Consider the following 13197-nt stretch of genomic DNA (forward strand, 5'->3'; position numbering starts at 1 on the left):
GTAAAACACTCCTGACCTTTTTCTATGGCTTTATCTTTTCAATCGCTTTGTCAATCAGCTTATCGAGTTCTTGGTAGGTGGTTTCATAGATGGCGAGGCTGCCGCCGTACGGATCGGTGACGTCGTGGTCGAACTCTTCGCCGGTAAATTCCTTTAATGTAAACACTTTTTCAATCGCCTTTGGGTATTGCTGCTGGATGGCGAACTTATGCGAGGTTGTCATGGTTAAAATCAAATCCGCCCAGTCGACCTCATCACCAGACAGCAAGGTGGAGCGGTGATTTTGCGTAATCTTGTTGTTTGCGAGCACCTCTTTTGCGTTCGCCGAGGCATCGCTTCCGCTTGCGGCATAAATTCCGGCGGACTTGACCTCGATTCCGTCCAGCTGTTTATTTTTTAAAATGGCCTCCGCCATCGGACTCCTGCAGGTATTTCCTGTACAAACAAATAATATCCGCTGCATACGTACGCCCCCTTCCCCACCTATTATAGAACAATTTTCCACATTCAAACCGTTGTTTTTCTAAAAATTTCTTATAAAAACACAGCCATCAGCTTAATGCCGAACGCCAGTAAAATCGCTCCCCCAAGCGCCTCGCTGTAGGCACCGAGCCAGCCCCGGACTTTTTTGCCCAAAAGCAGGCCTGCCCATGTCTGCACGGTGGCCATAACACCGAAACAGATCAGGACCAAAACTGTTTTTGCCCCATAAATCCCCAGCGTCAAACCGACGGAAAAGCTGTCCAGACTTACGCTCAACGCAAAAAACAAAAGGCCAAAGCCGACCGGCGTAATTACCTTTTCATCATCGTCCTTCAGGCTCGACCAAATCATCTGCATCCCTAAAAGGATTAACAGCAGGCCGCCGATAAAGGAGGCCAGCTCTCCAAATTGTTCTGATAAAAATCTTCCAGCCGTCATGCCAGCTAGCGGCATCAACACATGAAAGATTCCAATGATAATTCCTATTTCAAATATTTTTCGAAGCCGCAATTTGTACATCCCCATGCCAAGGCCGACTGAGAAAGCATCCATTCCTAGAGCCGCTGCCATCAACATGAGTGTGATAATTTCTCCAACGATTTCAGACATTCTGACTTCTCCCCCTTGGACTAACTATTTCAGCATATGCACGTCCAAATCGTTTTAGAAGCCAAGCTGGGAAATTAGCGGAAGGCCCTTTTAAAAAAAAGACCAGCCCTCCATTTAAGGAGAACTGGTCTAGATGGTTATTTTTTATTCCTTGATCACTTTATTCCCAGCCGCTTTTTCCAACCGGTTCATAATGGCATATCCCACGCCTTCATACGGGAACATTTCGCTGAAAATCACATCGACCTGCTGCTCATTGAATCGGCGGAGCACATCGTAGAGAGCGGCAGCTACTGTCTCGAGTTCAGCGCGTCTTCCACAGGTGAGGACGACATCGGCTTGGTACTCGTCCGCATGCTCCTCTGTCGTCAGCACCCCGACTCGCAAACCTTCCGCGCGTTTTTCGGCAGCAAGCCCCTGCAAAAATTCCCGGGTGCCTGACACCAAATAGAGCGGAGCATTTGGCGCGTAGTGGCGGTACTTCATACCCGGCGCCTTCGGCTTTGCCGCTTCATTTTTTAAAGCCGGGTCGATATGGACCTCTCCTATTACCGCCTCAAGCTGCTCCTTGGTCACCCCGCCTGGCCGTAGGATTACTGGTACTGTTTCCGTACAGTCGATGACAGTGGATTCGACACCGACTCCTGTCGGACCTCCGTCCACCACGCCGGCAATTTTTCCTTCAAGATCATCAAGGACATGCCCGGCTGTTGTCGGGCTAGGTTTCCCTGAGGAATTTGCACTTGGTGCGGCAATCGGCAGCCCGCAAGTTCGGAGCAGCGCCAGCGCTACCGGGTGGTCCGGCATCCGCACTCCAACCGTCCCGAGACCCGCTGATGCTTTTTCCGAAAGCACGCCTTCCTTCATTTTAAAAATAATCGTCAGCGGCCCAGGCCAAAACTTATCCATTAGGATGGCCGCCTTCTCAGGAACCTCCGCCACAAAGCGGTTCAACTGTTCCTGTTCAGCAATGTGGATAATCAGGGGATTATCCGCCGGCCGCTCCTTGGCTGCAAAAATTTTCGCCACAGCCTCATCATTCTCGGCATTTCCGGCCAACCCATAAACTGTCTCCGTCGGCATCGCGACGACTTCATTTTCCCGCAAAAAATGGGCGGCATCCACAATATGTGGATTATTTTCTAAATTATCCACATACTTATCCACTTTCCAGACTTTTGTGTTCATTTTATCCACCTTCAAAACCTATCTCGTTTTTTATCGAATTTTGACGAATTTCGGCGTATATACTCATATTTTTCGCATGATACGTTTGAAAGTATAAAAGAAGGCAGACCTAAACACAAGTGATATCCACAAATTGTGCATAACTTACCCGAAAAAGTGGATAACTTTGGCGATATATCCACAATATTATATCGTTAGTCTCAAAAACAACGAGTTATCCACATTTAAAACGTGTCGAATGTGCTCAGATTGATAAAACCCGACCGGCAGCTCCCCGCGCCCAATCTTCTCAAACCCCATCAGTTCAAAAAACGGCAACGCCGCCCCCTTATTTGTGGCCAAAAACAAGCTTTCCATTCCCTTTTCTTTAGCGAGCTTCACCATTTGGTCAAACAGAACGAAGATTTCCTTTTCCGCTTGCCCCGCCGTGACCACCAGTGAGCGCAACAGCCCAAACTGTTCACAAACCTCCATTCCAAGCGATCCGACCAGCTCTCCCTGCTCGTCCTCTAGCAACAAAAACCATTCTATCGTTTCTTCGCTGAGTCCATCCGTCCCAAGATTAGCCCTCGTAAGAAAGCTTTTCAGCCTGTCCAAATCCCCTTTAGTCGCCTTTCGAATCAACGCCTGCATCCCATCCACCCCATTTTTCAGATTCTACTCTATGAATATGAAAAAATAGAAAAAGTAGAACAGGTTGGGGCTATTTCTAGCATATTTTTTGGACATTCGAACCTAGGAGAGAGAGTATGAGGACAACTCCTTTCAATTTTTAGTCAGGAATGTCCGGCTCAGTTCACCTTCGGACAGAATCACTTGAAAAAGCGGCAGAAGTGTCCGAACCAGTCCAACCTTCGGACAGAATCACTTGAAAAAGCGGCAGAAGTGTCCGAACCAGTCCAACCTTCGGACAAAATCACTTGAAAAAGCGGCAAAAGTGTCCGAATCAGTCCAACCTTCGGACAGAATCACTTGAAAAAGCGGCAGAAGTGTCCGAACCAGTCCAACCTTCGGACGAAACCGCTTGAAAAAGAAGCAGAGGTGTCCTCATGAACCCTCTAAGAGAACACTTCCTCTCAATTTTCCAATCCATTCGTCCTCATATACACAAAAAAACAGCCCCCTCAAAGAGCTGTTAGTTAAAAAGCTTATTCCACATCTCAACCACAAAGAATTTTACTTTTACTGGCTGCTCGTCTTCCGAAACGTAAACTGGCTTATCCTTCTTTACCGGTTTCTTAACCACAGTGACTTCTGCCTCTTCTGAATCTGGCTCCTCCACCACAGCCGTTTTCATTTTTTCTGATGAACGCTGCTTCTTCACCACAGCCGTTTCCGTTTTTTCAAAATCCCTGCTCTTCATCACAGGTATATCATCATCAGTATCCTTAACTGAACGCGTCTCTTCAAAGTCCGGCCTTTGTACCTTTTTTACCTCAGTATTCTCTTTCTGAACAGCCACTTCCTTTTTTCCTTCCACAGACTTTGTTTTCACATCGGACCGCTTCTCTTTCACCTGGGTGACAGAACTAGCTCCCTTTTCCTCTTTCGCTTCAGCAACAGCAGCCGTTTCTTTTTCCTCAAACCCCTCACTGACAGCTACCCCATTTGAAAAATCTAGGAAGCATAGCGGCGGGTACAGCACGCACCACCAGTTTGCCCCTTCACCCGCGCCCAACGTAATTAACACTGCTTGATACTTTCCTGCAGGATACAAAAACTGACCATACAGCTTTGTCGGAAACTGCACCTTGCCAAACTCTACGTTAACCGACTGATCCGAACCCGATTCGCTCACCACTTTTTCCGCAATCCCTTGAATCTCCGGCAAATGGCCCTTGATCACCTTGCGAGCCTCTTCCATCGAAGTTAAATCCTGCACCCACAGTGTAATCTGTGCGTTCACTGCATCGCGGACCTTGCGCTTAATCGCCTGATCCTCTTCAAAATCGCTGTTGGCCAAAATCCTTAATCGAATCGCCTCGCCCGGAATCACAATCGACTCCTTCTGTGCTGCTTCTGTTTTTGGCATATATAAATTTAGCATTGTCGCTAACGATAAAACCACTAAATATCCCCAAACTACCAGTTTCCCTCTCATCTCTAGCACCGTCCCTTCCCTTTGCCTTACCATTGTGGACAAAATGCCAGAATCTTAAACTATTAAATTTTACTATTTTTAAGTTATAAAGAAAACTCGCTGATTGGCGAGCCCCTTAGGGCGAAGACAGAGGCGTAGTTGCACTTATACTTTCTTATTAGCCAAAAAAGCTCCGGGTTCTTAACCCCCGAAGCCAATCTCCGCAAACACCATCCGGTCCTTGCCATTAATATCATTCACTACTTCAACCAAAACATTCTCAAATGCTTTTCGAAAAAGCTCCGCTACCGCTTCGCCCTGACCGGCCCCGATTTCGAAACACACCAGCGCGCTTGATGCGAGCACCTGCGGAAGCTCCACCATAAAACGGCGGTAAAAATCCAAGCCGTCCGCTCCTGCGAAGAGTGCCCGGTGCGGCTCATGATCCGTCACCACCTCGGACATCTCAGCCATGTCAGCAACCGGAATATACGGCGGATTCGACACCACTACATTTAGCTTTTCACCGGCCGCCATAAACGGCTGCAACAAGTCACCTTGGATGAATTCGACATCCGCACCAAGCTGGCGGGCATTCTCCTTCGCCACCTTTAGAGAGGATTCAGCAATATCGGTAGCAGTTACTTTCAAAGACGGCTGTTCCATCTTTAAGGTAATAGCGATGGCCCCACTGCCTGTTCCAATATCAGCAAGTCTAATTTCTTCACGCCCGCCAAATAGCCGGTGGATCCGCTGCAATGTCCCGTAGACCAGCTCCTCCGTCTCCGGCCTAGGGATGAGCACTTCCGGCGTAACCACAAAGGTCCGCCCGTAAAACTCCTCCGTGCCCATAATATATTGGACCGGAACCCCGGAAGCGTGTTCGCGGACCGCTTTTTCAAAAAGCTCCCACACTTCAGGCTCCAGCTCCTCGCGCACATTGGCAAACAGCTGCGAGCGCGTCATCCCGGTAAAATGCCTTAGCAGCAATTCCCCCGCATTCTCATCCCGGCCTGCTTCAACTAAAAAAGAAGAAGCCCATTTCAGAGCTTCGAATACCTTTTTACTCATTTGATGCATTTTCCAATCTTCTTGCCTGATCATCGAGTACCAATGCTTCAATAATTTCATCGAGCTTACCTTCAATAATTTGGTCAAGCTTTTGGATTGTTAACCCGATGCGGTGGTCGGTCACCCGATTTTGCGGATAGTTGTACGTACGAATCCGCTCCGAACGATCACCGGTACCAACGGCAGATTTCCGCACTTGGTCATACTCAGCTTGGGCTTCCTGCTGGAATTTATCGTAAACCCGTGCACGCAGAATTTTCATCGCTTTATCCTTGTTCTTATGCTGCGAACGTTCGTCCTGAGATGTTGCAACAATACCGGTTGGAATGTGCGTCAAACGAACCGCTGACATTGTTGTATTAACGCTCTGTCCGCCCGCACCGCTTGATGCAAACGTATCAAAACGGATGTCTTTATCATGAATCTCAATATCAAATTCTTCGACTTCCGGTAGGGATGCCACCGTAGCAGTTGATGTGTGAATTCGGCCGCCGGACTCGGTTTCCGGTACACGCTGCACCCGGTGAGCGCCATTTTCAAATTTCAATTTAGAAAACGCGCCATGGCCTGTAATCATAAAAATAATCTCTTTAAAGCCGCCAAGTCCAGTCTCGTTGGCATCAATCACTTCCGTCTTCCAGCCCTGCGCTTCCGCATATCGTGAGTACATGCGATATAGCGTACCGGCAAACAAAGCTGCCTCTTCGCCGCCCGCTGCGCCGCGGATTTCCATGATAACGTTCTTGTCATCGTTAGGGTCCTTCGGAACAAGTAAAATCTTCAGATTGCCTTCAAGCTCTTCAATCTGCGTCTCCAGCTCACTGACCTCTTCCTTAACCATTTCGCGCATGTCCGCATCAAGCTTGTCCTCAAGCATCGCCTTTGCGTCCTGTAGCTGGGCTTTCGCTTCCTTATACTGGCGGTACGCTTGCACAGTCTCCTGCAGGTCCGCCTGTTCCTTCGAATAATCACGAAGCTTTTTAGAATCATTTATAATTTCCGGATCGCTTAGCAGCTCATTAAGCCGCTCATAACGGTCCTCTACCGATTGTAGACGATCAAACACAGTCATTCACCTCAAATTAAATTCAAAACTTCTATCTAAACACCCGCAACACCGGGCCGAAAATTGTCCATAACATTCTAATTATAGTATAGCTAAAAACCCCCGTCAATGTGATGCATGGGGACGGTTCTCGTGCCTCACAATTTGATGCACAGGGACGGTTCTCATGCCTCACAATTTCTGTATCGTATCCTAATTGATACTCCAGGAAAGTAAAATAGGAAATTTGGAAAGTATTTGTTCAAAAGATGTAAGTAAAATCGCAAATTGGAAAGTACCCACTCTGAATTGGAAAGTAAACGCCCCATATCGGAAAGTATATCCAAATAGAATTTTGATGCGCGGGTAAGGTTCTCGTGCATCAAAAGGGTGCAAAAGAGGCCTTCCAATATCAAAATTGTGTTAGTTGGCGAGTAAATTTTAAAAGTTGGCGAGTAAATAGATAAAAATGACGAGTAAATCCTAAATTTGGGCGAGTAAACCGCCAAATCAGACCAGTAAATCCCTAAATCAAGCGAGCAAGATACCTTTTTAAAAAAACCCCCTTATTTAACTCTATAAAATACCTCTAAAATCTCTAAATATACACATCACATCAAAAAAGCATGCCCTGGTCCCCAGAGCATGCCCATTATCTCCTATCTTCCTGTACATTAACTTCAATATTATAACGCGGCAAGGCACGCATCAGTTTCTTATGCAAGCGGGCTTCCGCATTCCGTTTGTCACCGCCGGAAAGCATCCCTTTTTTGTGAACCTTCACCCACATTCTGTCGCCATTAATCCAAACAGAATCCGTCACAAATTCATGCGTATTGGCAATCACCTGCTTAGCTTTGGCGATATCGTTGCCCTGGTTGTTAGCACCGGCTTCGCTGCCGCTTCCAGTCCCCGTCAGGTCAAGGAAGTTCGGGTTTTGATTGGTCACATCGTCCTCGACCATATGTTGGTCGTTGATATCGTGATTGGACACAAGATTCCTCGTCTGTCGGTCGCCGCGCAAGTCATTAGCCGCATCATCATCAGCACTACGGCCATTTTGGCAGCCCGTCGCCAACAAAAGCATGACACCGACAAGAAACATCCACTTTTTCATCGAATTACACCTCCATGGTACTAGCATGCCCTGCCACACGCACCATCCCCGAGTGAATTCTTTCCAACCTTAAACACAGTCTTAATACAGCAAAAGGCGACAGGCACCTTTACGAAATTTCACATAAATACCTGTCACTCTACCCAGCCATTGCCGCCAGACTCCTAAAAACAACAAAAAGGTGCCCGGCACCACGCAAACATGGCAACCCTGAACACCCCCTTCAAAAATCAAAACCTAAACTTATACGCCCTCTTCAACCGCCTGGCGCACCGCCGCAGTCCTAGGCACTTCATGATGATGACGACAGCGCGGCTCATATGCTTCAGAGGCACCAACCAAAATCACCGGATCATGGTAGGAAGCCGGATGTCCGTCAATCAAACGCTGCGTCCTGCTTGCCGGTGATCCGCAAACAGCACAAACAGCCTGCAGCTTTGTCACTGACTCGGCAATCGCCATCAGCTTCGGCATTTGTCCGAACGCCTCGCCGCGGAAATCCTGATCAAGCCCCGCGACAATCACGCGGTGGCCGGAATCTGCCAGCTGTTGGACAACTCTTACGATGCCTTCATCGAAAAACTGCGCCTCATCAATTGCGACAATATCCATATCCGCTTCCACATGATGCAAAATCTCAATCGAATGGGAAATCGGCTTCGCCTCAAAAGAAGTGCCATTATGGGAAACAACAGACTGGTCATGATAGCGATTATCGATTTTCGGTTTAAATACAGCTATTTTTTGTTTAGCAAACTGAGCACGCCGCACCCGCCGAATTAACTCCTCTGATTTTCCAGAAAACATACTGCCGCAGATAACCTCAACCCATCCGCTTTGCGTCATAACATACATTAACGGCGTCTCCTTCCTCAAACGAAACCATCTCTATTTATCATATACAAAATCATTTATTTTAAAGAAAACTGGCCATTTAGCCAATAAAAAACAGGCAAGCCAATGTTGCATCTTGCCTGTCTTTTGCGCGAGTATTTATCCCGCTTTAACGCGCAGTAACTCCCTTCGGTCGCAACTGCCCGTAAAAGCCCGATAAGTTCAACTAACCATCAGTGGAATCTACGCAGCACGTTCTAGCGAAGTCTCCACTGATGGAAGTTTCACATTATTCTTGTGTCTTAAGACCGTATTTTTTGTTGAAACGGTCAACACGTCCGCCTGCTTCAGCGAATTTTTGACGACCAGTATAGAATGGGTGGCACTCAGAGCAAGTTTCAACGCGGATCTCGTTCTTTACAGAACCGCTTTCGAAAGTGTTGCCGCATGCGCATGTCACCATTACTTTTTTAAAATTTGGATGAATTCCTGCTTTCATTCTTTTCATCTCCTTCCGCCCTGAATCATTCGAAACAGAGTTATATACAGTGCTTGTCTAAACAAGTCACAGAATTACAAAAAACACACTGACCACATTATAACAGCCAGACTAATTGTTTGCAAGCTGGGATTTTCAGCCTTTTTGAAAAAACAAAACCAAAATATCGGGTTCGCTCGAGACCTCGCCCCAAACTCAAAACCTAAGAGCGGCGCGCCTTAAGCTCTTCACCAAGCTGATCGAAAAACTCCTGGTTGGACTTCGTCTGACGTAACTTTTTCAAGAAACGCTCGGCAAAATCCGGTGAATCTGACATAGATTTGCGGATTGCCCAAAGTTTGTCAAGATGATCCTTCGGAATAAGAAGCTCTTCCTTACGCGTTCCGGAACGGCGGATATCAAGCGCAGGGAACACACGGCGTTCTGCAAGCTGTCTGTCAAGGTGCAGTTCCATGTTACCGGTACCCTTAAATTCTTCATAAATGACGTCATCCATACGCGAACCGGTGTCAACCAGCGCCGTCGCTAGGATCGTTAAGCTGCCGCCCTCTTCAATATTACGGGCCGCCCCGAAGAAACGCTTCGGACGGTGGAACGCAGCCGGGTCAATACCACCGGACAACGTCCGGCCGCTTGGCGGAATCACTAGGTTATAGGCACGAGCCAAACGCGTAATACTATCCATCAAGATAACAACATCACGTTTGTGCTCAACAAGACGCATTGCCCGGTCCAGAACAAGCTCAGCAACCTTGATATGGTTCTCGGGAACCTCATCAAACGTCGAACTGACCACATCTCCGGCAACAGAACGCTCAATGTCGGTCACCTCTTCCGGACGCTCATCAATTAACAGCACGATTAACTCGACATCCGGGTGGTTTGTGGTAACGCTGTTAGCAATTTCCTTCAGAAGCATTGTTTTACCAGCTTTTGGAGGCGCAACAATCAGACCACGCTGGCCAAAACCGACCGGTGCCACAAGGTCCATAATCCTCGTTGATAAGGCTTTTTGAGTTGTTTCGAGCCTCATCATCCGGTTCGGATATAAAGGTGTCAATGCCGGGAAGTAGACGCGTTCTTTCGCAGATTCCGGATCTTCTCCGTTAACGGCTTCTACATGAAGCAATCCGAAATAACGCTCATTTTCCTTTGGCGGACGAACCTTACCCGATACCTTGTCCCCATTTCTAAGGTCGAAACGGCGAATCTGCGATGCCGAAATATAAATATCCTCCGAGCTTGGCGAATAGTTGATTGGGCGCAGGAAGCCGAAGCCTTCTGACTGGATGATTTCCAGAACGCCTTCCATGAAGAAATAGCCCTGCTGCTCGGCACGGGATTTTAAAATTGCAAAAATCAATTCTTTTTTCGTTAATTTGCTGTAATAGGTCACTTTATATTCGCGCGCAAGCTCATAAAGCTCCTTCAGCTTCATATTTTCTAAACTTGAAATCGTTAATTCCAATGTGTACACCACGCTTTTAAATTTTTCCTTCATATCCGCTGTAATTAGGAGCGAGAAATGATAGTAAGATAATAGAATTGAGGAAATGAATAGAAGTTGATAGAAATGAATAGATTGGCAGAAAACTTGCATGATAAAACAATCTCTATTTTACCCTCTCAGCGAAAAGTTAATCAACTTATTTTTTAAACATCCCTTATTGGAAATATTTTCTGGAAGGAATCCTCATGGAGAATGGGGAGATTTCTGCAAATTTCGGGTGGTGGAAGGCACCACCCGATGTTCGCTACCTATAGTACTAAATTTGGTTTTTTGTTTAGGCTGTGTCGGCCGTCGATGAAACGAACAGTTCCTGACTTTGCCCGCATAACAACAGAATGGGTCGAAGCATGAGAGCCCTTGAACTGGACACCGCGCAACAGTTCCCCGTCCGTTACGCCTGTTGCCGTAAAGATAGCGTCGTCACCTTTGACCAAGTCCTCCATGCGGAGAATGCGGCTTACGTCCAAGCCCATCTTTTTACAGCGTTCAAGCTCAGCATCATTTTGCGGCAGCAATTTGCCAATCAGTTCACCGCCAAGGCATTTCAAGGCGACTGCTGAAATAACACCCTCCGGTGCACCACCCGAACCGAACAGAATATCAACACCGGTATTATCAAAAGCAGTATTGATGGCCCCGGCCACATCACCGTCATTAATCAGTTTAATGCGGGCACCCGCTTCACGAATTTGGGCAATGATATGCTCGTGGCGCGGACGGTTCAGCACAGTCGCTACCACGTCTTGAATGTCTTTATTCTTTGCTTTCGCGACAGCCTTCAGGTTATCAATGACAGGAGCGTCGATATCAATTAGCCCAACTGCTTCCGGCCCGACTGCAATTTTTTCCATATACATATCTGGAGCATGGAGCAGGCAGCCATGGTCAGCCACAGCGAGAACAGCTAATGCATTCCAGCCGCCGGACGCCAAAATATTGGTACCTTCAAGCGGGTCAACGGCAACATCGACACGAGGCCCGTAGCCATTCCCAAGCTTTTCTCCAATATAAAGCATTGGCGCTTCGTCCATTTCCCCTTCACCGATGACAACAGTTCCTTTCATCGGAATGGTGTCAAACACATCGCGCATCGCCGAAGTGGCTGCTCCATCTGCTTCGTCTTTTTTACCGCGGCCCATCCAGCGTGCGGAAGCAAGCGCTGCTGCTTCAGTTACCCGGACAAGCTCCATCGTTAAACTTCTTTCCATTGTTCTCCATCCCCCATTTTTTTCTGATGAGACTTCGTTTCTTCATAAGTATATCTCATTATGTGTTTTTAAGGTGCTCTAATTCTTCCTGCGTTAATGCCTCCCGCCAGACAGTGGCGCCGAGGCCGTTTAATTTTTCGACCAGGTTGCTGTAGCCGCGGTCGATGTGGTCGAGACCGGTTACTTCGGTGATTCCTTCCGCCATCAAACCAGCAATGAACAGCGCTGCACCGGCACGAAGGTCACTCGCCTTGACTTTGGCCCCGTGGAGCTGGATTGGTCCGTTGATAATAGCAGAGCGTCCCTCCACTTTAATGTTGGCGTTCATTCTTCTTAACTCATCAATATGCTTAAAACGGGCACCATAAATAGTGTCAGTTACCACACTTGAGCCCGCTGCCTTTGTTAACAAGGCTGTAAATGGCTGCTGCAGGTCGGTTGGAAAACCCGGATAAACAAGCGTTTTGATATCAACAGCTTTCAGGTTCGAAGGGCCGTTAACAAACACCTGATCATCGCCGGATTCGATATTCACGCCCATCTCGCGAAGCTTAGCAATCAACGATTCCAAGTGCTGCGGAATCACGTTATCAATCAGCACGCCCTCGCCCATTGCTGCGCCAAGAATCATATAGGTTCCGGCCTCAATCCGGTCTGGAATGATGGTGTGTCTGCAGCCGTGCAGGCTGTCCACCCCGTCAATCCGGATGACATCAGTTCCGGCCCCTTTGATTTTCGCACCCATATTCGTGAGCAAGGTCGCAACATCAATGATTTCCGGCTCTTTGGCGGCGTTTTCAATTATCGTTCTGCCTTTCGCTCTTACCGCTGCCAGCATGATATTAATCGTTGCTCCGACACTGACGACGTCCAAATAAATCCGGGCGCCGCGAAGCTCGTCCGCGCGCAGATAAATAGCTCCCTGCTCGTTCGTGATTTGAGCACCAAGCGCTTCAAAGCCTTTGATATGCTGGTCAATCGGTCTTGGTCCTAAGTGACAGCCGCCGGGCAGACCAATCACTGCCTTTTTGAAGCGGCCGAGCATCGCGCCCATTAAATAATAAGAAGCGCGCAGCTTTTTAACTTTGCCGTTTGGCAGCGGCATGGAGATCATTGCCGATGGGTCGACCGTCATTTCATCGTCTGTAATATTCACTGTGCCGCCAATTTCCTCAAGCAAGTCCTTTAAAATTTCAACATCGGAAATATCAGGCAGTCCTTCGATTGTAACGGGTGATTCCGCTAAAATCGTCGCAGGTATAAGGGCAACAGCACTATTTTTGGCACCGCTGACCCTTACAGTTCCCTTTAATGGATATCCGCCCGCAATTTTAAGTTTTTCCATTTTCGACTCCCTTCTAAGCCTATATAAAAATTGATTTATCGATTGAATGGAATGGTACTTTTTTGAACGTGACACAAGTCTGTTTTTTCACCGAGCTTTTCTAGCAGACTGCCCGAAAAAAAGCACCTTTAAACCAAAATAAGGCCACAGGTATATTTTTCCAACATTATAAGTCAAATTCCGACAGGTTGTCTAATTTATAGTTTAC

13 protein-coding genes are annotated in these 13197 nt (G+C 47.4%); all 13 read right to left on the bottom strand.

Features of this window, described 5'->3' with window-relative positions; genetic code table 11:
* Positions 1-22: 22 nt before the first annotated feature.
* The 13 genes from ACNQGS_RS03155 to murA all read right to left on the bottom strand — a co-directional run bounded on the left by ACNQGS_RS03155 (position 23) and on the right by murA (position 12989).
* Positions 23-463, bottom strand: a complete 441-nt coding sequence (locus ACNQGS_RS03155) for a low molecular weight protein arginine phosphatase (RefSeq protein ID WP_491486088.1) — start codon at positions 461-463, stop codon at positions 23-25.
* A gap of 71 nt (positions 464-534) precedes the next feature.
* A complete protein-coding gene (locus ACNQGS_RS03160; RefSeq protein WP_491486089.1) occupies positions 535-1092 on the bottom strand; it encodes a manganese efflux pump MntP in 558 nt (185 codons plus the stop codon).
* Between the two features lie 144 nt (positions 1093-1236).
* A complete protein-coding gene (locus tag ACNQGS_RS03165; protein WP_491486090.1) occupies positions 1237-2280 on the bottom strand; it encodes an L-threonylcarbamoyladenylate synthase in 1044 nt (347 codons plus the stop codon).
* 186 nt (positions 2281-2466) lie between these two features.
* Positions 2467-2913, bottom strand: coding sequence for a GNAT family N-acetyltransferase (locus ACNQGS_RS03170; protein WP_491486091.1), 447 nt, complete (start codon positions 2911-2913; stop codon positions 2467-2469).
* Between the two features lie 502 nt (positions 2914-3415).
* On the bottom strand, positions 3416-4381 hold the full coding sequence (gene spoIIR / locus ACNQGS_RS03175; RefSeq protein ID WP_491486092.1) for a stage II sporulation protein R: 966 nt from the start codon (positions 4379-4381) through the stop codon (positions 3416-3418).
* 180 nt (positions 4382-4561) lie between these two features.
* Positions 4562-5431 (bottom strand): peptide chain release factor N(5)-glutamine methyltransferase, encoded by an 870-nt coding sequence (gene prmC / locus ACNQGS_RS03180; protein WP_491486189.1) that lies wholly within the window; start codon positions 5429-5431, stop codon positions 4562-4564.
* Entirely contained in the window at positions 5424-6497 is a 1074-nt protein-coding gene (prfA, locus tag ACNQGS_RS03185; RefSeq protein WP_491486093.1) for a peptide chain release factor 1, read from the bottom strand. Before prfA ends, prmC begins: the two co-directional genes overlap by 8 nt.
* A gap of 631 nt (positions 6498-7128) precedes the next feature.
* Entirely contained in the window at positions 7129-7620 is a 492-nt protein-coding gene (locus tag ACNQGS_RS03190; protein ID WP_491486094.1) for a hypothetical protein, read from the bottom strand.
* Between the two features lie 216 nt (positions 7621-7836).
* Complete coding sequence (locus tag ACNQGS_RS03195; protein WP_213147964.1) at positions 7837-8448, bottom strand: thymidine kinase; 612 nt, start codon at positions 8446-8448, stop codon at positions 7837-7839.
* A 268-nt stretch (positions 8449-8716) separates the two neighbouring features.
* Positions 8717-8926 (bottom strand): 50S ribosomal protein L31, encoded by a 210-nt coding sequence (rpmE, locus tag ACNQGS_RS03200; protein ID WP_213147963.1) that lies wholly within the window; start codon positions 8924-8926, stop codon positions 8717-8719.
* Between the two features lie 202 nt (positions 8927-9128).
* Positions 9129-10394, bottom strand: coding sequence for a transcription termination factor Rho (gene rho / locus ACNQGS_RS03205; protein WP_491486190.1), 1266 nt, complete (start codon positions 10392-10394; stop codon positions 9129-9131).
* 290 nt (positions 10395-10684) lie between these two features.
* Entirely contained in the window at positions 10685-11644 is a 960-nt protein-coding gene (gene glpX / locus ACNQGS_RS03210) for a class II fructose-bisphosphatase (RefSeq protein WP_213147961.1), read from the bottom strand.
* A 58-nt stretch (positions 11645-11702) separates the two neighbouring features.
* Positions 11703-12989: a UDP-N-acetylglucosamine 1-carboxyvinyltransferase gene (gene murA, locus ACNQGS_RS03215; protein WP_378586571.1), complete on the bottom strand. Its 1287-nt coding sequence runs from the start codon at positions 12987-12989 to the stop codon at positions 11703-11705.
* Positions 12990-13197: the final 208 nt, after the last annotated feature.

Source organism: Neobacillus sp. PVCKKU3 (assembly GCF_058323225.1).